Origin of the sequence: Denitromonas iodatirespirans (genome assembly GCF_018524365.1) — a bacterium.
Taxonomy (GTDB): Bacteria; Pseudomonadota; Gammaproteobacteria; order Burkholderiales; family Rhodocyclaceae; genus Nitrogeniibacter; species Nitrogeniibacter iodatirespirans.
The window spans coordinates 199,887-216,539 of the sequence record NZ_JAEKFT010000003.1 but is presented as its reverse complement, the minus strand read 5'-3'; the positions used below and the strand labels follow the sequence as shown (position 1 = coordinate 216,539).

The following is a 16,653-nucleotide window of genomic DNA, read 5'->3' as shown; positions in this document are numbered from 1 at the left end:
ATTGATCGCCTGGCTGAGCGCCCTGCCGTTGGCAGACGCGTACGCCGAGGCGATGCCACCGTCACCGGAGGCGCCGGTGGTCATCTTCGATGGCGGCGGCGTGCCGATCCTCGATCTGATCAACCCTGAGACCGAAGACGTTCCCGCGCTGTCGACGGTCGCGCGCGCGCCGATGCCCGTGCCGGCCCATGTCCTGGTCTTTCCGGTGGTGACGCGGCGTGGCGGCCCCGGCACGCTCGCCCCAAACCCGCAGCGCCCCGCCCTGCCCGGCGGGCCGGGTCGTCCGATCGCCATCGTCGGCGACGACACGCCCTCGCGCGCCTGGCTCGAAGCCAACGCGGCGCGGCTGCGCGAGATCGGCGCGGCGGTGATGGTGGTGCGCGTGGCGTCCGAGGCGCGCTTCGCGACGCTGCGCGTGCTGGCCGACGTGCCCTTCGCGCCGGCCAGCGGCGACGCGCTGCTCGAGCGGCTCGGTGTCGCCGTCTGGCCGCTGCTCATCTCGGCCGACGGCGAGATTTCGCAGTAAGGGTAACCGGCTTGAATTCACCACCCAATCGAAATACGATGATGCCTTTGTCATTCACGGTTTCGTGACTCCCCTCAGTCACGCTGCGATATGGAGGCCTTGTGAACTCAATGCATTTGTCTCATGCGATTCATCTCGGTGTCACTGAACTCAACAACCGAGGGGTTCGGTTCCAGCCGAACACCTCAAGCTTGTTCGTGGATTTCAGCATGGCCTCGGGAAGCGGCGGAGTCTTGGCCTTGCTTCCGGAAGCTGCGCAAACTGGCGCCCGTAAGGGATATGACCTGGTGAGGCTTTCGCCCCCCGCGGTACCGCAGCACGACATTACGGTCGGTGATATCTGGGGATGCGCGAAGGAGCATTACGGGCTGACTGCGGCAACAGCGGTGGCGGGTGCGGGCGGAATTCCAATCAGCAAACTACGTCTGGGGCACAAGGTTTATCCGGGCGCGAGCAGGTATACCAATCTGGTCAGTCACTTCGGTCTCAAATTTTTTCCTATGACAACGCTCCCCCACGGCTCGGTTGCCGCACGTGTGGCCAAGAGCGCCTTCGGCACGATCCGGGTCTTTGGCATCGTTGGGCGTGCGTTGCCGTTCGCCGCGGTGGGATTGGCCGTATTCGATGCGATCAGCATCGGTATGTGCGTGTACGAGGCGCGCAATGAGAAATGACAATGGCGACATGCCGTCGAAGGATCAAGTAATCGAGACCGTTCTCGACATCCTGGTTCGCATCACCGGACTCGACGAGCGAGAGCAACTCTCCGGCGCCACTAACCCGGCGAAGGATCTTCACGTCGACACCGACGACCTGTCTGTATTCATTGCTGAGGTCGAAAGGCATTTCCATATCGATGCGCCCCAGGTCGAATGGTTCGGGATCGACGGAACGATCGAAAGTGTTTCCAGCCTCGTTTTGCGCCACTTGTCGAAATAGCGTTCGGGTAACGCAGGCGAACTACGCCTACATCATGGAGAAGGTTATGAGAAAACGCTCACCCATGTCCGCCATAGTGGTGGCATTAACCGCGATGGTGGTAGTCACGGGCGCCTTTGCAGGGTTAAAGACGCTGGCCGACGCGCTGTTCGGGTCCGTACCGGCGCAGGTGCTGTCGGCGAAGGACCGGCGGGAGATCGCCGAGGCGCTGCCGATGGTGTTCCGCAACGGACACGTCGAGTTCGACAATGAGGTGTGTGCCGGCCGGGATATTCGACCGGAGGTCCGACTCGAGGATCTGAACGGTGATGGTCGAGCGGAAGTGCTGGTGTTGGGCGGAGATACCTGCTCGAGCGGTACCACGGGCCAGACGCTGTGGATGGTCGTCAAACACGGCGCTCGCTGGATGCTGGAGATCGACGTAGTCACTGCCATCGTCGATGTCGCGCCAACACGTACCGACGGGTGGGCGGATCTGCACATGCAGGGGCGCAGCCACTGCATTGGCGTGTGGACGTACCAGGGCGGGAAATACGGCTATGCGCGCTCGATCGACAGGAGCGGTTCGCCATGCACCCCCTGATCGCGCGGCCGGCGCGACGCTTCCTGGGCATCGCAGCGCTGGCCGTGGCCACGGTCGTGCTCGCCGGCACAACCTACACAGACTTCCTCAAGGCGCTCGGGCAGCGCGAGTCGTCCATGGACACCTCGGCTGTAAGCCGGGACACCAAGTATGTCGGCTTGTATCAGATGGGTGAGTTGTCGCTACAGGACGCTGGCGTATACGCAGGCGACGGCACCAAGAAAAACGACTACACGGGCAGCTTTACCGGCAAGTATGGCGTCAACTCCCTGTCCGACTTCCTCGCCGACCCCGAGGCGCAAACGCAGGCGATCACCCGCTACCACAACTTGGTTTGGAACAACTATCTGACCAATGGTGGCCGCGGCGGCGCGGCCGACTACATCGGCCAGACCATCAACGGCATCGAGATCACGCAGAGCGGCCTGATCGCCGCGGCACATCTGGTGGGACACGGCAAGGTCACCCAATGGCTGGCGTCCGGCGGTGCGACTGACCCGCAGGACCAGAACGCCACCAAGATGACCGAATACCTGCAGCGCTTCGCCGGCTACGGCCTCTCCGCTACCGCTCCGAGCTTCGCGGCGGTCGCGGCGGCTACGCCCACCGGCGGCGCGAGCACGATCGTCGCCGGCAACGGTTCGAGTTACACCTACACCGCCCCGCCGCTGGTCGACGGTGGTAGCGCGGTCTCCGGCCCGGTCGCGCCGGTCGCGCCGGTCGCGCCGGTCGCGCCCAAGTATGGCTCAGCCCAGCAGGGTTTCAAGGCTGGGGCCGGCTACAGCATGGGTCAGGTGCGCGATTTCATCGTCTCCTTGATTGCCGCCAGCCTGTTCCTGTGGCTGGGCACGATCACGCTCAAGAGCTTCGGCGGCTACACCGCGGGCAATGTGGCGGTCTACGACATGGGCCAGATCATCATGCGCGCGGTGCTGGTGGTGCTGATCTTCGTGGTGATCCTGCAGTGATGCGAGGAGACAATTCATGACCGGTACGAATAGCCCGGCAACGTCCGGCCCGTCTGCGATGACCGGCGCCGTGCCGCCGGTGTGCACCCGCGAAGTGGCCGAGACCATCTTCGGCAACTGCTCTACTACCTTCTCGCTCAGCGGCCAAGCGAGCCCCACCATGCATGATGGCACCCGGCAGGAGGGCTCCTCCGAATGAAGGCCTTCCAAAAAGCCGTCGAGGCGCGCTGCGCCCTCGCCTTGTCCCGCCTTCTGGCCGATCCGGACGACGCAGAGCTCGAGGAGCTGCGGGCCGGTTGCCTGGCGCACTCGCTCGGGTGGGACGCATTCCACACGGGCGCGGCCATCTCGCCTCTGCTGTCCGGCGAGGACATCCTTCGGCAGGAATGGGAGAGCGGGCGGATGGACGCGCGGGCGCAGGTGCGCCTCGACGAGGCGTTGGAAGAGATGAACGCGTGCCCGACCTGCTTCAGCGGCTCGGGCGATCCGTGTCATTTCCATGGATGAGTCCCGCCGGACCGCACACCAGTACCCCCTGCAATACCTGATTAAGAGGATCGTTCGATGACCCATCCACTGCCTAGATATGCACACCCCGCCACCCAGGTGAATCGTCGGAACCCTTCGCGCCTGGCGCGCCTGCTCTCGGACGTGGGCGCATATCGCTGGCAATTGCGCATGAATCAGACCGAGTTCTGGACGCGCTACGGTGCCACCCAGTCCGGTGGCAGTCGCTACGAAAAAGGCCGACAGCCCCACCGGGCCATTCAGTTGCTATTCGCGCTCGAGGAGATGGGGCGATCGACTCGGAAGTGATCGAGCGGGCGCATGTCAGGCTCGAACGCGCACGGCGCCAGCTCGGCTGGTCGGAGACCTGATCGATGCTCGACAACGCCACCAGCATCGCCTGCGGGTACACCGACCTGTGCGCCTGCTGGGACGACGCGGCGGCCGAACCCTGCACTTGGCTCATGGTGGATCGCGAGACCGGGCTGGGAGTGTGCTCGGCCTGCCCGGAGGCGCTCACGCGCTGGCAGGCGGGGGATCTGAGCGTTGCCGTGCCAGCGGATCCGAACCTTGGCGAGTGATTCCATGGACACCTTACTGCGACGCGTCATCGGCGGAATCCAGAACGGCTTTGGCCGTTCGGCCTCGCTGCTCCGGGTCATCGAGAGGCGCCCCGAGTTGCGCGTTACGATCGAGGAACTGCCGCGGGTGCTGGCGGCCGGATGCGTGGCCCGCTGGCACGAATGGGGCGCGGCCTCGGCACTGCACTGGCCACCCCGCGCACGCGGCTGGATTACGGGATGGCGCTACCAGGCCGGCCGGTATTCGAGTTTCCATCTCATGCGCGAGGAATTCGCGCATTTCGGTTACTGCAGGCGCGACGACGAGTGGGAATGCGACATCCAGGATGTAGTGGGCCTGTCGGCCTCCAAGTCCGACCTGGCATCCTTCAGCAGTCTCGACGCGATGGTCGAGATGAAGGCGCCAGAATTGATCGATCCAGTGACCGAGGAAAAGCTTCGGGAGAACCTCGCATGGCGCGAGGTCCGCATCCTCAAGCCGGAAACGAGCGACTTCTTCGCTCGCTACGTGTGGGACGGCCGCCTCTTCCTGATCAATGCCGGCGGCTCCCACCACTTCGCCGCGGCCCGCTACCTCGCCGCGCGGCTCGGCACCTCGGTGCCATTGCGCGGCACGTTGCGCACCTACGGCATTAACGAGATGGCCCTGGCCAGCCTTCAGCGTGACTACGAGATGTTCGTCATCGGCGACACCCCCTGCGCCACCAATGCGTTCCGTGAGGCCATGGCGCGTTTTCGTGCCACCTACCTCTGGCAGTTCCTGCCCTTACCCTACACGGACACGCATCGGGCCATCCTGTTGCCGGTTGCGGAGCCGCGGTCGGCAACGGTTGCGCATGTGCTACGCGGGGCGGGATTCTTCGATCTCGGGGCCCATCTGCGAGGCATGTGCGCGCACATGACTTAAATTGAGGCAGTTGCCTCGTCTCCCGGCGCGACAGAGAATCGAAGAGTTTTCCACAGGGTTGTTCCCGCCGATCTGTGGATAAATGTAGCGCCCATCGGACGCATTCACGGCGGAGCACAAGGTGGAGAAATGGAAATCGCGCCCTGATGCGCTGGAATGCGAGCTTCCCTTCTCGTCCGACCCGCATGTAGAATCAGTCGGCCATTTCCAGATTCATTGTGTATATGCCCTTCTTCCGGCGACTGATCGCGCTGCTCCTGATGGTGACGCTTCCCGCGTACGCTTGGGCGGCCCTCGCTCTGCCGGAGGTCTGCCCCATGCAGTCGACGCCCATGGTGGAGATGGCCAGTACCGGCGACGCCTGCTGTGACCCCGCCGACGGCGACCACGGCCAGCCGGACAAGCCTCATCCGTGCAAGCCCGGCCAGGAGTGCAAGAGCAGCAATCTTCATCAGCCGGTGTTCCCGCCCTTGGCACGACCGTTCCCAGTTAGCGCGCTGGTTGTTTCCGCCCTCGAATCCCCCGTCCTCTCCCGCGACCCCACCGGGGTCTGGCGCCCGCCCCGCGCCGTCTGATTCCGCTCTCCCATGTGTCGTTTCGGGCCGCGCCTTGACGCGTCTGGCCCGTGGCGACGGATTGTGCGCGCCGCATTGCGGCGACGCCTGAGGCCCGGTTGCCGGGCCGCCCCAAGGCCGGGCCTCGCCCCCGCGGGGGGCGGTGCGCAGCGCCGGGGGTCCATCGACTCGTTCGGATTCAGCCTATATGCCACTTCCTTCGGAAGGGGTGCGCGCATGCGTGCCCCGCAAGAACAACAACACCTTCGCGTGCCGGCCCGGCGTCCTGCGCGCGCTCGGCGCCGCCTTGCTTGCGGCCGGTCTTTGCGGTGGGGCCGCGGCGCAGACCATCGCGCAAGCAACACCGCCCGCCCAGCCCCTGACCCTGCCGGCGGCACTGCGCGCGGCACAGGCGCGCTCGCACGCCCTCGTCGCGCAGGATGCCGCCGCCCGTTCGGCCCGCGAGATGGCCGTCGCCGCCGCTCGCCTGCCCGACCCGGTGCTGCGCCTGTCGGTCGACAACCTGCCCGTCGACGGGCCGATGCGCTTCAGCCTGACCGAGGACTTCATGACCATGCGCTCAGTCGGCCTCACCCAGACTTTCGTTCGCAAGGACAAGCGCCGCGCCCGTGCGGCGCGCTTCGAGCGCGAGGCCGACACGGCACTTGCGGCGCGCGCCATGCAGTTGGCCGAGCTGCGGCGCGGCACGGCGCTGGCCTGGTTCGACCGCTACTACCAGCAGCGGATGGTCACGCTGCTCACCCGCCAGCGCGACGAGGCAGCGCTGCAGATCGACGCCGCCGAAGCGGCCTACCGCGGCGGCCGCGGCCCGCAGGCGGACCTCTTCGCGGTGCGCTCGAGCGTCGCGCGGATCGAGGACCGCATTCGCGAGGCGCAGGCGCGCGAGGCCAACGCGACGACGCAACTGGCGCGCTGGGTGGGGGATCTTGCCGCCGCCCCGCTGGGCGATCCGCCGCCGCTGTCCACGACCCGACTGGCGGCGCACACCGTGGCGCACCAGCTCGACCGCCACCCCGACATCGCCTTGATGGCCGCGAAAGAGGCCGTGGCCCGGGCCGAGGCCGAGCTCGCCCGCCAGGACAAGCGTGCGGACTGGAGCGTGTCGCTGATGTATGGCCAGCGTGGCGACGGTTTCTCCAACATGGCGACGATCGCGCTCAGCGTGCCGCTGCAGTGGGACCAGGCGAACCGGCAGGAGCGCGAACTGGCCGCCCGGCTGGCGAAGGCCGAGCAGGCACGCGCCGAGCGCGAGGAGATGACACGCGCGCATCTGGCCGAGACCGAGCGCTGGCTCACCACCTGGCGCAGCCACCTGACGCGGCTCGACGACTACGACAAGACGCTGATCCCGCTCGCCGCCGAGCGCACCCGCGCCGCACTGGCCGCCTATCGCGGTGGTGGCGGCGCGCTGGCGGCGGTGCTGGAGGCACGCCGCATGGAGATCGACACGCGCATCGAACGGCTGCGCATCGAAATGGAAACCGCCGGCCTGTGGGTCGAACTCGAATACCTGGTTGCGGAGCAACAACAATGAAACTCAAGCACATCCTGATCGGCCTGGCGGCCGCCGGCATGCTCGGCGCCGCGGGCGTCGCGCTCTACCGCGTCGGCATGGCGCGCGGCATGGGCATGGTCGCCGGCACGCCGGCGCAGGCGCCCGCCGCCACCGCCGCCCCGGTCGACCCGTCGACCTGGGGCATCCCCGAGGGCGAGGCGGCCACCCGCCGACACATCGACACCGGTCTGGCGGCCGGCATGGACGACCCGCTCACCGGGCGGAAAATTCTCTACTACCACGACCCCATGGTGCCGGGGAAGAAGTTCGAGGCGCCGGGCAAGTCGCCCTTCATGGACATGATGCTGGTGCCGGCCTATGCCGGCAGCGAGGGCGCCGATGCCGGCACCGTCACCGTCAGCCCGCGCATTCAGCAGAACATCGGCCTGCGCGCCGCCGAAGTGACCGAAGGCGCGGCATCGCCGGCGATCAGCGCGGTGGGCGCCATCGCCTGGAACGAGCGCGATCAGGCGATCGTGCAAGCCCGCGCCATGGGCTACGTCGAGAAACTGCACGTGCGCGCGACGCTGGACCGCGTGACCCGGGGGCAGCCGCTGGTCGACATCCACGTGCCCGACTGGGTCGCGGCGCAGGAGGAATTCCTGTCGGTGCGGCGCATGCGCGGCACCGGGCTGGACAGCCTGGTGGACGCCGCGCGCGCCCGCATGCGCCAGGCCGGCATGGACGCGGCGCACATCCGGCTGGTCGAAGCCAGCGGCAAGGTGCAGGCACGGCTGACCATCCGCGCCCCCATCGCCGGCGCCGTCACCGAGTTGATGGCGCGCGAAGGCATGACGGTGATGCCGGGCATGACGCTGGCACGCATCAACGGCCTGGAAACGGTGTGGGCGCACGCCGAGGTGCCCGAGAGCCAGGCGGCGCAGCTCGCCCCCGGCGCGCCGGTGAGCGCCACCACCCCGGCGCTGCCGGGCGAGACCTTCGCCGGCCGCGTGCAGGCGCTGCTGCCGGAAGTGAATCCGGCCACGCGCACCGTCAAGGCGCGCCTGGCGCTGGCCAATCCGCGCGGGCAACTGGTGCCGGGCATGTTCGTGCGCATGAGCTTCGCCGAGCAGATGGCGCGCAAGAGCCTGCTGGTGCCCACCGAGGCGATCATCCACACCGGCCGGCGCGCCCTGGTGATGCTGGCCGAGGCAGACGGCGCCTTCCGGCCCGCCGAGGTGCTCACCGGCGTCGAGGCCGGCGGCCGGACCGAGATCCGGCAGGGCCTGCAGGCCGGGCAGCGGGTGGTGCTGTCGGGGCAGTTCCTGATCGACTCCGAAGCCAGCCTCAAGGGCATCGAGGCGCGCCTGGGCGAGACCGCAGCCGCCGACACCCATCGTACCGGCGCGCGGATCGAAGCCATCGACGGTGACCTGTTGACCTTGAGCCATCCGGCCATCGAGAGCCTCGGCTGGCCGGCGATGACCATGGACTTCAAGCTGGCACCGGGACTGGCGCAGCCAGCGCTGGCGGCGGGCGCGGCGGTGGACATCGAGTTCCGCATGCAGGAAGGCGATGCACCGCAGATCGTCGCCATCCGGGCGGCGAAAGGGGCGGCGCAATGATCGCCAAACTCATCCGCTGGTCCATCGCCAACCGCTTCCTGGTGCTGCTGGCGACCGTGATGGTCACGGCCTGGGGCGTGGTGGCCTTGTCGCGCACCCCGCTCGATGCCTTGCCCGATCTGTCGGACGTGCAGGTCATCATCCGCACCACCTTCCCCGGCCAGGCGCCGCAACTGGTCGAGAACCAGGTCACCTACCCGCTCACCACCACCATGCTGTCGGTGCCCGGCGCCAAGGTGGTGCGCGGCTACTCCTTCTTCGGCGACAGCTACGTCTATGTGCTGTTCGAGGACGGCACCGACCTGTACTGGGCGCGCACGCGCGTGCTCGAATACCTCAACCAGGTGCAGTCGCGCCTGCCGCCGGGGGCCAGCTCGTCGATCGGGCCGGACGCGACCGGGGTGGGCTGGATCTACCAGTACGCGCTCGTCGACCGGTCGGGCACGCAGGACATCTCGCAGCTGCGCACCCTGCAGGACTGGTTCCTCAAGTTCGAGTTGAAGACCGTGCCCGACGTGGCCGAAGTGGCCACCATCGGCGGCATGGTGCGGCAGTACCAGGTGGTGCTCGACCCGGACAAGCTCGCCGCCTACGGCATTGCGCATGCGCGGGTGGTGGAGGCCATCCGCCGCGGCAACCAGGAGGCCGGCGGCTCGGTGCTGGAGCTGGGCGAGGCCGAGTACATGGTGCGCGCCTCGGGCTATCTGCAAAGCCTCGACGACTTCCGCGCGATCCCGCTGATGACCACCGATGCGGGCGTGTCGGTGCGGCTCGGCGATGTGGCGCGCATCCAGCTCGGCCCCGAGATGCGGCGCGGCATCGGCGAGTTCGACGGCATCGGCGAAGCGGTGGGCGGCGTGATCGTGATGCGCTCGGGAAAGAACGCGCTGACGACCATCCAGGCGGCCAAGGACAAGCTCGCCAGCTTGCAGAAAAGCCTCCCGCCGGGGGTCGAGATCGTCCCGGTGTATGACCGCTCCGGCCTCATCGAGCGCGCCATCGACAACCTCACCCACAAGCTGGTCGAGGAGTTCATCGTCGTCGCCGTGGTGTGTGCGCTGTTCCTCTTTCACCTGCGCTCGGCCTTCGTCGCCATCGTCTCGCTGCCGCTGGGCATCCTGATGGCCTTCATCGTCATGCAGCGGCTGGGCGTCAACGCCAACATCATGTCGCTGGGCGGCATCGCCATCGCCGTGGGCGCGATGGTCGATGCGGCGGTGGTGATGATCGAGAACGCCCACAAGCATCTCGAAGCCTGGGCGCATGCGCATCCGGGCGAGAAGCTCCAGGGCGAGGCTCGCTGGCACGTGATCGGCGATGCCGCGGTGGAAGTCGGCCCGGCGCTGTTCTTCTCGCTGCTGATCATCACCCTCTCCTTCATCCCGGTGTTCACGCTGGAGGCCCAGGAGGGGCGCATGTTCTCGCCGCTGGCCTTCACCAAGACCTACGCCATGGCGGCCGCGGCGGGGCTGGCGGTGACGCTGATCCCGGTGCTGATGGGCTATCTCATCCGCGGCCGCATTCCCGACGAACAGGCGAACCCGCTCAACCGTTGGCTGATCGTGGCCTACCGCCCGCTGCTCGACGCCGTGCTGCGCTTCCCCAAGGCGACGCTGGCGCTGGCCGTGATGTTGCTGTTCGCGAGTCTGTGGCCTTTGCAACACATCGGCAGCGAGTTCATGCCGCCGCTCGACGAGGGCGACCTGCTCTACATGCCCACCGCGCTGCCGGGCCTGTCCGCAGGCAAGGCGGCCGAGCTGCTGCAGCAGACCGACCGCCTGATCAGGAGCGTGCCCGAGGTGAAAAGCGTGTATGGCAAGGCGGGCCGCGCGGCGACCGCCACCGACCCGGCGCCGCTGGTGATGTTCGAGACCACCATCCAGTTCAAGCCGCGTGAGCAGTGGCGCCCGGGCCTGACGCCCGACATGCTGGTCGACGAGCTTGACAAGACCGTGCGCGTGCCCGGCCTCACCAACATCTGGGTGCCGCCGATCCGCAACCGCCTCGACATGCTCGCCACCGGCATCAAGAGCCCGGTGGGGGTCAAGGTGCTGGGGCCGGATCTGACCGTCATCGACCGCCTGACCGGCGAGATCGAGCGCGCGCTCAAGCCGGTGCCGGGCGTGACCAGCGCCTTCGCCGAGCGCCTGACCGGCGGGCGCTACGTGAACGTGGACATCCGCCGCGAGGCCGCCGCCCGCTACGGCCTCAACATCGCCGACGTGCAGTCGGTGGTGAGCTCGGCGGTGGGCGGCATGAACATCGGCGAGACCGTCGAGGGGCTGCAGCGCTTCCCGATCAACGTGCGCTATCCGCGCGAGATCCGCGATTCGCTGGCGCAGCTGCGCACGCTGCCCATCGTCACCCCGCGCGGGCAGCAGCTGGTGCTCGCCGACGTCGCCGACATCCGCATCGACGACGGCCCGCCGATGCTGCGCAGCGAGAACGCGCGGCTCGCCGGCTACGTGTATGTCGACATCCGCGGCCGCGACCTGGGCTCGGCGGTGCGCGACATGCAGCGCGCGGTGGCCGAGCAGATCGACCTGCCACCGGGCTACTCGGTGTCGTGGTCCGGGCAGTTCGAGTTCCTCGAGCGCGCCACCGCCAAGCTCACGCTGGTGGTGCCCTTCACGCTGCTGATCATCTTCGTGCTGCTCTACCTCGCCTTCAAGCACTTCGGCGAGGCGCTGCTGATCATGACCACCCTGCCCTTCGCCCTGGTCGGCGGCGTGTGGCTGCTCTACCTGCTCGACTACAACCTGTCGGTGGCCGGCGTGGTCGGCTTCATCGCGCTCGCCGGGGTGGCCGCCGAGTTCGGCGTGATCATGCTGCTGTACCTCAAGCAGGCGTGGTTCGAGCGGCTCGACGAGAACAAGACCACCGAGGCCGACCTGCTCGAGGCGATCCGCGAGGGCGCCGTGCTGCGCGTGCGCCCCAAGGCGATGACAGTGGCGGTGATCCTCGCCGGCCTGTTCCCCATCATGTGGGGCGCCGGCACCGGCAGCGAAGTCATGCAACGCATCGCCGCGCCCATGGTGGGCGGCATGATTACCGCACCGCTGTTGTCGATGTTCGTGATCCCCGCCGCCTATCTGCTGATGCGCCGGCGCGGACGCAAGGATGGCGAATACCGGCGCTGAACGTGGATGCGCCGGCACACTTTTTTTTCAACCGCAAGCAAAGGAAGTACACATGAAACACATCACGAAACTCGCCCTGTCCGTCGCCCTGACCCTCGGTGCCGGCGCCGCGCTGGCCCAGCAGAAGATGGAAGACATGAAGGGGATGCCGATGGGCGGCGACAAGGCCATGCCCATGAAGGACATGCCGATGGGCGCCACCCAGGGTCAGGTCCACCATGCCAGCGGCACGGTGAAGAAGGTCGATGCCGTCAATGGCATGGTCACCCTGGCCCACGGGCCGGTAGCGAGCCTCGAATGGCCGGCCATGACCATGGGCTTCAAGGTCAAGGACAAGGCGCTGCTGGACAAGCTCGCCGTCGGCGCGCAGGTGACGTTCGACTTCGTCAAGGAGGGCGCCGGCTACGTGGTGACCGTCGTGCGCTGAGGCCCCAGAGGCGGGGTCGGCGGTTCGCTTGTTGAACTTCCGGCCTCGCCGGGCGTCGCACATACTGGAACCCGACTGTGCGATGCTCGCCCCGGGCGCTGCATCCAGAATGCCGGCGTAGAATCTTCGAACAATACCGATCCGTCCTTAAGCCATGCATCTCATCCGACGACTGATTGCCCTGCTGCTGATCGTCACGCTGCCCGTGTACGCGTGGGCGGCGCTCGGGCTGCCGGACGCCTGCCCGATGCAGGTCGAGGCGGTGGCGCAGGCGGGCCAGATCGGGAACGACTGCTGCGCGAGCGCCGAGTCGGACGACGATGCATCCTCGGAGCCGACCAAGCGCACGCCGTGCAAGCCTGGCCAGCAGTGCAAGGCCGGCAGCATCCATCCCCCGTACCTGCCCGCAACGGCGCAGGCGCACACCGCGCCCGCGACGATCGTCGCCTTCACCCCAACCCCCCTGCTCTCTCGCAGTCCCGCCGGAATCTGGCGGCCACCCCGCAGCCGCTGACCCGTCCCTGGCGAAACGCCCCTGCGGCACGCGCGATGCGTCCGCCGGAGGCGTTCCGCTCGCCCTGAACCCGGTTCAACCATGGATTCCATGGCTGACCGCGCGCTCGGGCACATCCAAGCGATCAATCCAGGTTCGACAGGTTCGATGCCACCGCAACGGCGTTTTGCGCGCGGACGCGGCAGCGAGGAGATGGCATGACGATGCAAGCAAGGGGAACAATGGCGGCCCTGCTCGGCGCACTGGCGCTAGCGCTGCCGGCCGCCGCTGCAGAGACGCTCGCGGTGCGCGATGCGCGGATTCTGGCCACGGTGCCGGGGCAGCGCGTGGCCGCGGCCTACCTGACGATGGAAAGCCCGGTGGCTGCCCGGGTGGTGGCTGCCGCCTCCGACGCGGCCGCCTCGGTGAGCTTCCACCGCATGTCGATGGACGGCGAGGTGATGCGCATGCGCCGCGTCGACGAACTCGAACTCACCGCCGGACGCGCGCTGCGCCTCGTCCCCGGCGGCGTGCACCTGATGTTCACCGGCCTGTCGCAGCCGCTGCACCCCGGCGGCACCGTGGCGCTGCGCCTCACCGTGCGCGAGCCCGGCGGCGCCAGCCGTGTGGTGACGGTGACGCTGCCGGTGGTGGACTGGCGGCACGGGAGCGGCCATGAATGAGGCGCGCCGTCGCCTGCTGCTGCGCGCCGGCGGCCTGCTGGCGTTGACGCTGGCGCTGCCATCCTGCGCGGAGAAGCAGGAACCCTTCCAGGGCACCGACATCACCGGCGTGGACTGGGGCCGCGACTTTCGCCTCGGCGACCACACCGGCAGGCCGCGCACCCTCGCCGACTTTCGCGGCAAGGCGGTGCTGCTGTTCTTCGGCTACACCCACTGCCCCGACGCCTGCCCGACGACGCTGGCGAAGATGGCGCGAGCGGTCGAACTGCTCGGCGAAGACGGCGCGCGCGTCCAGGGGCTGTTCGTGACCCTGGACCCGGCGCGCGACACCGCTGCGGTGCTCGGGCAGTACGTGCCGGCGTTTCACCCGGATTTCCTCGGCCTGCGTGGCAGCGAGGCCGAGGTGGCACGCACCGCCGGGGACTTCAAGCTGTTCTTCGCCCGCCAGGCGCCCGACGCGTCGGGCTTCTACACCGTCGACCACCAGGCCGCGGTCCTCGCCTTCGACCCGCAGGGGCGGCTGCGCCTGTATTTCCGCGGCAAAACCGCGGCGCAGGTGATCGCCCACGACCTGCGGATCCTGCTGCAGTGATGAACTCACCCCCCCCTACCGAGGAGACCTCCGAAATGACCATCTTGCGTACCCTGACGGCGCTGGCCGCGCTCGGTGCCCCGCTGCTCGCCCACGCGGCCGGCGACGCCGAAAGCGGCGCGCAGGCCTTTCGCGCCTGCGCCGCCTGCCATTCGCTGGTGGCCGGCGAGCACCGCACCGGCCCCAGCCTGGCCACGGTGTTCGGCCGCCGCGCCGGCACCGTGGAGGGCTTTGCCCGCTACTCCGAGGCGCTGCGCCAGTCGACCGTGGTGTGGGACGAGGAGGCGCTGGATGCCTGGCTGCGCGATCCGGCCGCCGTCATCCCCGGCAACGCGATGCGCTTCCGCGGCCTGCCTGAGGCCCCCGCCCGCGCCGACCTGATCGCCTACCTGCGCGCGGTCTCCGCGGGCAAGCTCGCGCCACCGAAGACACGCGCCCTGCCGGACCTCAAGGCGGTCGACACGGGCCAGCGGGTGCGCGCCATCGGCCACTGCGGCGACACCTACCGCGTGACCCTTGGGGACGGTGCGATCTTCCCGTTCTGGGAGTTCAACCTGCGCTTCAAGACCGATTCCTCTGCGCGCGGCCCGCGCCACGGCGAGCCGGTGATCGTCGGTGCCGGCATGGGCGGCGACCGCGCGCAGGTAGTGTTTTCCGCGCCGCAGGAGATCTCCGCCTTCATCCGGGATGCGTGCCCATGACGACGGGCTTCGCGAATCGCCGCGGCCTGGTGATCGCCGGCGTGATCGCCGCGCTCACCGTCGCCGTCATCGCGGATCTGCACGGCTTCCGGCAGGTCGCCGTGGACGCGGACGCGCCGCGCGCATCGGCGCAGCTCCCCGAGATCCGCTTCGAGGATGGCGACGGGGCACCCCGCACGCTGGCCGATTTCCATGGCCGCGTGGTGCTGCTCAACCTGTGGGCCACCTGGTGCGTGCCCTGCCGCAAGGAGATGCCCTCGCTCGACCGCCTGCAGGCGACGCTCGGCGGCCCCGGCTTCGAGGTGGTGGCCTTGTCCATCGACAACAGCACCCAAGCCGTGCGCGACTTCTACCGCGAGTACGGCATCGGCCGGCTGGCGATCTACATCGACCCCTCGACGCGGGTCACCGACACCCTCGGCGCCGTCGGCATTCCCACCACCGTGCTGGTCGACCGCGACGGCCGCGAGCGCTGGCGGCGCGTGGGGCCGGCCGAGTGGGATGCGCCGGAGATGGTCGAGCAGCTCCGCGAGGCGGTCGAGGCCGGCACCGCTGGCGCGACCAACCATGACAAATCGTAAAGGAGAGATACAAATGGAAAACACGAGAGTTCAGCGATTCGATGCCGCCGTGCAGGCGCTTGGCGGCGCCACCGAATGGGTGGTCGGCGCGCAGCCGCCCACTGCGCTGCGGGCCGCCGTCGAGCGCGTGCTCGGCACCGGAAAGTGAGCGCCTCCGCGAGCCGCCATGATCGACGCCCCCACCCTCGGACTCGCCGGCGCTGCCGCAGCCGGCCTGATCTCCTTCCTGTCGCCCTGCGTGCTGCCGCTGGTGCCTGCCTATGTCTCGTACATGGCAGGACACTCGATGCACGGCACGCAAGTCGACGTCGACGCCCGCAGCCGCCTCCACGCCGGGGTGATGAGCCTGTTTTTCGTGCTGGGCTTCTCCGCGGTGTTCATCGCCCTGGGGGCGAGCGCCACCGCGCTCGGCCAGCTGCTGCTGCGCTACCGCCACGAAGCCGGCCTGGTCGGCGGCGCCATTGTGATCGGCTTCGGGCTGTTCATGCTCGGGTTGTTCCGCCACGTGTCGTGGTTCCACCGCGACCTGCGCTTCCACCCGCATCTGGCGAGCGGGCATCCGGCCTCCGCGCTGGTGCTCGGCATCGCCTTTGGCTTCGGCTGGACGCCGTGCATCGGCCCGGTGCTGGGGGTGATCCTGACCGCCAGCGCGATGCAGGGCTCCGTTTCAGGCGGTGTGTCGCTGCTGGCGGCCTACGCCCTCGGGCTGGGTGTGCCCTTCGTGCTCTCGGCGGTGTTCATGCGCGAGATGGTCGGCCGGCTCAAGACGCTGCGCCACGCCGGACGCCCGCTGCAGGTGGTCGCCGGCCTGGTGATGGTGGCGATGGGCGTGGCAATGATGACCGGTCAGCTGACGGCGTTCAGCTACTGGCTGCTGGAGCAGTTCCCCGTGCTCGGACGCATCGGCTGAAGCGCGCGGGTTTTTCAAGGGCAGCGGCGAAGCTCGCGGCCCCTCGTTTTCGACAAAGGAGCTTGAAATGAGCAAGAAATGTGTAGTGATCGGGGTGCTGACCGCACTCCTGGTGTCGGGCGGGCTCGCGTTGGCGGCCCAGGAACAACAGTCCGGTGCCGGGGGCATGGGTGGGATGCCGATGAACCCGGGGATGATGGGTCAGGACGGCATGATGGGTCAGGGCGGCATGATGGGCATAATGAACATGATGCAGCACTGCCAGAAGATGATGGGCGGAGCTGGCATGACGGGCGCTCTGGTGCCGCAGCTGCCTCCCGGCAACGACAAGCTGCAGCTCAAGATGCAGGCCGAGATCATGCAGAAGGTCGGCGAGATCGCCGCCCGCTATGCCGATCAGGTCAAGGAGGCAAAGTGAGC

23 protein-coding genes are annotated in these 16,653 nt (G+C 68.2%); all 23 read left to right on the top strand.

The genetic code is table 11. The annotated features are described in order from the left end of the window. The first annotated feature begins 1 nt into the window (after position 1). The 23 genes from I8J34_RS03970 (at position 2) to I8J34_RS03865 (ending at position 16,651) form a co-directional block, all read left to right on the top strand. A complete protein-coding gene (locus I8J34_RS03970; protein WP_214360073.1) occupies positions 2-526 on the top strand; it encodes a PFL_4695 family integrating conjugative element protein in 525 nt (174 codons plus the stop codon). A 110-nt stretch (positions 527-636) separates the two neighbouring features. Further along, positions 637-1,200: a hypothetical protein gene (locus I8J34_RS03965; RefSeq protein ID WP_214360072.1), complete on the top strand. Its 564-nt coding sequence runs from the start codon at positions 637-639 to the stop codon at positions 1,198-1,200. After that, complete coding sequence (locus tag I8J34_RS03960; RefSeq protein ID WP_214360071.1) at positions 1,190-1,465, top strand: acyl carrier protein; 276 nt, start codon at positions 1,190-1,192, stop codon at positions 1,463-1,465. The genes I8J34_RS03965 and I8J34_RS03960 overlap by 11 nt, the downstream gene beginning before the upstream one ends. A gap of 46 nt (positions 1,466-1,511) precedes the next feature. After that, a complete protein-coding gene (locus tag I8J34_RS03955; RefSeq protein WP_214360070.1) occupies positions 1,512-2,048 on the top strand; it encodes a hypothetical protein in 537 nt (178 codons plus the stop codon). Continuing rightward, positions 2,036-3,016: a DUF3262 family protein gene (locus tag I8J34_RS03950; RefSeq protein WP_214360069.1), complete on the top strand. Its 981-nt coding sequence runs from the start codon at positions 2,036-2,038 to the stop codon at positions 3,014-3,016. Before I8J34_RS03955 ends, I8J34_RS03950 begins: the two co-directional genes overlap by 13 nt. 16 nt (positions 3,017-3,032) lie before the next feature. Further along, the gene (locus I8J34_RS03945) at positions 3,033-3,215 is read left to right on the top strand and encodes a hypothetical protein (RefSeq protein ID WP_214360068.1); all 183 of its coding nucleotides are present in this window, start codon (positions 3,033-3,035) and stop codon (positions 3,213-3,215) included. Continuing rightward, positions 3,212-3,523 (top strand): hypothetical protein, encoded by a 312-nt coding sequence (locus I8J34_RS03940; protein ID WP_214360067.1) that lies wholly within the window; start codon positions 3,212-3,214, stop codon positions 3,521-3,523. Before I8J34_RS03945 ends, I8J34_RS03940 begins: the two co-directional genes overlap by 4 nt. A 57-nt stretch (positions 3,524-3,580) precedes the next feature. Next, a complete protein-coding gene (locus I8J34_RS03935; protein ID WP_214360066.1) occupies positions 3,581-3,832 on the top strand; it encodes a helix-turn-helix domain-containing protein in 252 nt (83 codons plus the stop codon). A gap of 65 nt (positions 3,833-3,897) precedes the next feature. Next, positions 3,898-4,104, top strand: coding sequence for a hypothetical protein (locus tag I8J34_RS03930; protein ID WP_214360065.1), 207 nt, complete (start codon positions 3,898-3,900; stop codon positions 4,102-4,104). A 4-nt stretch (positions 4,105-4,108) separates the two neighbouring features. After that, positions 4,109-5,011, top strand: coding sequence for a DUF6685 family protein (locus tag I8J34_RS03925; RefSeq protein ID WP_214360064.1), 903 nt, complete (start codon positions 4,109-4,111; stop codon positions 5,009-5,011). A 317-nt stretch (positions 5,012-5,328) separates the two neighbouring features. Then, entirely contained in the window at positions 5,329-5,586 is a 258-nt protein-coding gene (locus tag I8J34_RS03920; protein WP_214360063.1) for a hypothetical protein, read from the top strand. Between the two features lie 187 nt (positions 5,587-5,773). After that, entirely contained in the window at positions 5,774-7,120 is a 1,347-nt protein-coding gene (locus I8J34_RS03915) for a TolC family protein (protein WP_214360062.1), read from the top strand. Continuing rightward, on the top strand, positions 7,117-8,706 hold the full coding sequence (locus I8J34_RS03910; RefSeq protein WP_214360061.1) for an efflux RND transporter periplasmic adaptor subunit: 1,590 nt from the start codon (positions 7,117-7,119) through the stop codon (positions 8,704-8,706). The genes I8J34_RS03915 and I8J34_RS03910 overlap by 4 nt, the downstream gene beginning before the upstream one ends. After that, positions 8,703-11,846, top strand: a complete 3,144-nt coding sequence (locus I8J34_RS03905; RefSeq protein ID WP_214360060.1) for an efflux RND transporter permease subunit — start codon at positions 8,703-8,705, stop codon at positions 11,844-11,846. The genes I8J34_RS03910 and I8J34_RS03905 overlap by 4 nt, the downstream gene beginning before the upstream one ends. Before the next feature lie 52 nt (positions 11,847-11,898). Beyond that, complete coding sequence (locus I8J34_RS03900) at positions 11,899-12,273, top strand: copper-binding protein (RefSeq protein ID WP_214360059.1); 375 nt, start codon at positions 11,899-11,901, stop codon at positions 12,271-12,273. A gap of 154 nt (positions 12,274-12,427) precedes the next feature. Next, positions 12,428-12,787, top strand: coding sequence for a hypothetical protein (locus tag I8J34_RS03895; RefSeq protein WP_214360058.1), 360 nt, complete (start codon positions 12,428-12,430; stop codon positions 12,785-12,787). A gap of 197 nt (positions 12,788-12,984) precedes the next feature. Continuing rightward, positions 12,985-13,449, top strand: coding sequence for a copper chaperone PCu(A)C (locus tag I8J34_RS03890; RefSeq protein WP_214360057.1), 465 nt, complete (start codon positions 12,985-12,987; stop codon positions 13,447-13,449). Then, a complete protein-coding gene (locus tag I8J34_RS03885; RefSeq protein WP_214360056.1) occupies positions 13,442-14,041 on the top strand; it encodes an SCO family protein in 600 nt (199 codons plus the stop codon). The genes I8J34_RS03890 and I8J34_RS03885 overlap by 8 nt, the downstream gene beginning before the upstream one ends. Positions 14,042-14,076: 35 nt before the next feature. Beyond that, positions 14,077-14,742, top strand: a complete 666-nt coding sequence (locus tag I8J34_RS03880) for a c-type cytochrome (RefSeq protein ID WP_214360055.1) — start codon at positions 14,077-14,079, stop codon at positions 14,740-14,742. After that, positions 14,739-15,323 (top strand): TlpA family protein disulfide reductase, encoded by a 585-nt coding sequence (locus I8J34_RS03875; protein WP_214360054.1) that lies wholly within the window; start codon positions 14,739-14,741, stop codon positions 15,321-15,323. Before I8J34_RS03880 ends, I8J34_RS03875 begins: the two co-directional genes overlap by 4 nt. Before the next feature lie 13 nt (positions 15,324-15,336). After that, positions 15,337-15,471, top strand: a complete 135-nt coding sequence (locus tag I8J34_RS24805; protein ID WP_255553108.1) for a hypothetical protein — start codon at positions 15,337-15,339, stop codon at positions 15,469-15,471. A gap of 18 nt (positions 15,472-15,489) precedes the next feature. Next, complete coding sequence (locus I8J34_RS03870) at positions 15,490-16,233, top strand: cytochrome c biogenesis CcdA family protein (protein WP_214360053.1); 744 nt, start codon at positions 15,490-15,492, stop codon at positions 16,231-16,233. Between the two features lie 67 nt (positions 16,234-16,300). Next, on the top strand, positions 16,301-16,651 hold the full coding sequence (locus I8J34_RS03865) for a hypothetical protein (protein WP_214360052.1): 351 nt from the start codon (positions 16,301-16,303) through the stop codon (positions 16,649-16,651). Positions 16,652-16,653: the final 2 nt, after the last annotated feature.

Bases quoted from the DNA above. Each gene is read 5' to 3' on its own strand.
- I8J34_RS03965 (WP_214360072.1), top strand. From the start codon at position 637: ATGCATTTGTCTCATGCGATTCATCTCGGTGTCACTGAACTCAACAAC.
- I8J34_RS03960 (WP_214360071.1), top strand. From the start codon at position 1,190: ATGAGAAATGACAATGGCGACATGCCGTCGAAGGATCAAGTAATCGAG.
- I8J34_RS03955 (WP_214360070.1), top strand. From the start codon at position 1,512: ATGAGAAAACGCTCACCCATGTCCGCCATAGTGGTGGCATTAACCGCG.
- I8J34_RS03950 (WP_214360069.1), top strand. From the start codon at position 2,036: ATGCACCCCCTGATCGCGCGGCCGGCGCGACGCTTCCTGGGCATCGCA.
- I8J34_RS03945 (WP_214360068.1), top strand. From the start codon at position 3,033: ATGACCGGTACGAATAGCCCGGCAACGTCCGGCCCGTCTGCGATGACC.
- I8J34_RS03940 (WP_214360067.1), top strand. From the start codon at position 3,212: ATGAAGGCCTTCCAAAAAGCCGTCGAGGCGCGCTGCGCCCTCGCCTTG.
- I8J34_RS03935 (WP_214360066.1), top strand. From the start codon at position 3,581: ATGACCCATCCACTGCCTAGATATGCACACCCCGCCACCCAGGTGAAT.
- I8J34_RS03930 (WP_214360065.1), top strand. From the start codon at position 3,898: ATGCTCGACAACGCCACCAGCATCGCCTGCGGGTACACCGACCTGTGC.
- I8J34_RS03925 (WP_214360064.1), top strand. From the start codon at position 4,109: ATGGACACCTTACTGCGACGCGTCATCGGCGGAATCCAGAACGGCTTT.
- I8J34_RS03920 (WP_214360063.1), top strand. From the start codon at position 5,329: ATGCAGTCGACGCCCATGGTGGAGATGGCCAGTACCGGCGACGCCTGC.
- I8J34_RS03915 (WP_214360062.1), top strand. From the start codon at position 5,774: ATGCCACTTCCTTCGGAAGGGGTGCGCGCATGCGTGCCCCGCAAGAAC.
- I8J34_RS03910 (WP_214360061.1), top strand. From the start codon at position 7,117: ATGAAACTCAAGCACATCCTGATCGGCCTGGCGGCCGCCGGCATGCTC.
- I8J34_RS03905 (WP_214360060.1), top strand. From the start codon at position 8,703: ATGATCGCCAAACTCATCCGCTGGTCCATCGCCAACCGCTTCCTGGTG.
- I8J34_RS03900 (WP_214360059.1), top strand. From the start codon at position 11,899: ATGAAACACATCACGAAACTCGCCCTGTCCGTCGCCCTGACCCTCGGT.
- I8J34_RS03895 (WP_214360058.1), top strand. From the start codon at position 12,428: ATGCATCTCATCCGACGACTGATTGCCCTGCTGCTGATCGTCACGCTG.
- I8J34_RS03890 (WP_214360057.1), top strand. From the start codon at position 12,985: ATGACGATGCAAGCAAGGGGAACAATGGCGGCCCTGCTCGGCGCACTG.
- I8J34_RS03885 (WP_214360056.1), top strand. From the start codon at position 13,442: ATGAATGAGGCGCGCCGTCGCCTGCTGCTGCGCGCCGGCGGCCTGCTG.
- I8J34_RS03880 (WP_214360055.1), top strand. From the start codon at position 14,077: ATGACCATCTTGCGTACCCTGACGGCGCTGGCCGCGCTCGGTGCCCCG.
- I8J34_RS03875 (WP_214360054.1), top strand. From the start codon at position 14,739: ATGACGACGGGCTTCGCGAATCGCCGCGGCCTGGTGATCGCCGGCGTG.
- I8J34_RS24805 (WP_255553108.1), top strand. From the start codon at position 15,337: ATGGAAAACACGAGAGTTCAGCGATTCGATGCCGCCGTGCAGGCGCTT.
- I8J34_RS03870 (WP_214360053.1), top strand. From the start codon at position 15,490: ATGATCGACGCCCCCACCCTCGGACTCGCCGGCGCTGCCGCAGCCGGC.
- I8J34_RS03865 (WP_214360052.1), top strand. From the start codon at position 16,301: ATGAGCAAGAAATGTGTAGTGATCGGGGTGCTGACCGCACTCCTGGTG.